The sequence below is a fragment of the Micrococcus sp. KRD128 genome (assembly GCF_017168395.1).
Taxonomy (GTDB): domain Bacteria; phylum Actinomycetota; class Actinomycetes; order Actinomycetales; family Micrococcaceae; genus Micrococcus; species Micrococcus luteus.
In genome coordinates this window covers 30,796-32,196 of the sequence record NZ_JABFAX010000005.1, presented here as the reverse complement: position 1 = coordinate 32,196, position 1,401 = coordinate 30,796, and the positions used below count along the sequence as shown (strand labels likewise).

Here is a 1,401-nt window from a genome sequence, read left to right as displayed (position 1 = left end):
CACGTCGGCAGTGGAGAGCGGATCGGGCTTTGCGGGCCCCGATGCGCTCTCCTGGCAGGCCGCAGCCCTCACGGGAGGTCCAACGCCAGTTCTGGCGTGTGATCGCCACCGGTGTCACCACGGTCGAGGCATCCCTGACTGTGGGCGTGTCCTGGCCCGTCGGGGCGCGCTGGTTCCGTCACGCTGGCGGGATGACCCCGCTGTCCTTAGCCGAGCCCACCGGCCGGTATCTGTCCTTCGCTGAGCGTGAGGAGCTCGCGATCCTCCATGCCCAGGGCCAGGGGGTCCGTCAGATCGCACGCACGCTGGAACGTGATCCCGGCACGATCAGCCGTGAGCTGCGCCGTAACTGCGCCACTCGTTCCGGGAAGCAGGAGTACCGGGCCACGGTGGCGCAGTGGAAGGCCCAGGAAGCTGCCAGGCGGCCCAAGCCGGCGAAGCTGGCCACGAACCAGCGACTGCACGACTACGTCCAGGCACGCCTGAACGGGGTGGTCCTGGGCCCCGATGGCGTGGCCGTGCCGGGACCGGTCGGGCCCGGTTTCAAGGGGCGGAAGATGAAACCGCGCCGGGCGGACCGGCGGTGGTCCACGGCGTGGAGCCCTGAGCAGATCAGCCACCGGCTGCGCCTGGAGTTCCCGGATGATGTGTCCATGCGGATCTCTCACGAGGCGATCTATCAGTCCCTGTTCGTCGAGGGACGGGGCGCACTCAAACGCGAACTCGTCGGGTGCCTACGTACCGGGCGGGCTCTGCGCGAGCCGCGGGCACGTACCCGGAACAAGCCCCAGGGCCACGTCACCGAGGACGTGGTGTTCAGCAAGCGCCCACCCGAGGCCGCTGATCGTGCTGTGCCCGGGCACTGGGAAGGGGACCTGATCATCGGGACCGAGCGTTCAGCGATCGGGACTCTGGCCGAGCGCAAGAGCCGGGCCACGATCCTGGTCCACTTGCCCCGCCTGGAGGGATGGGGTGAGCGGCCGCCGGTGAAGAACGGGCCGTCGCTGGGTGGGTACGGGGCCGAGGCGATGACCGCGGCCCTGATCAAGGCGATGGCGACGGTGCCGGAGCAGCTGCGTCAGAGCTTGACGTGGGATCGGGGCAAGGAGCTGGCCGGGCATGTCCAGTTCACGATGGCCACGGGCACGAAGGTGTTCTTCGCTGACCCCCACTCGCCGTGGCAGCGGCCGACGAACGAGAACACGAACGGGGTGCTGCGGCAGTACTTCCCCAAGGGCACGGACCTGTCGAGATGGTCGGCCGAGGACCTCGCAGCAGTCGCGTACACGCTGAACAACAGGCCCAGGAAGGTCCTGGACTGGAAGACTCCCGCGGAGGTCTTCGCCGAGCAGCTACGCTCGCTCTCAACGCACGGTGTTGCAACGACCGGTTGAACCCGCC

1 protein-coding gene is annotated in these 1,401 nt (G+C 68.7%); it reads left to right on the top strand.

The window, feature by feature from the left end; all coding sequences use genetic code 11:
- Positions 1–1,394, top strand: a 1,394-nt coding sequence (locus J1M44_RS02545) for an IS30 family transposase (protein ID WP_241252725.1), incomplete at its 5' end; no start/stop codon positions are given.
- Positions 1,395–1,401: the final 7 nt, after the last annotated feature.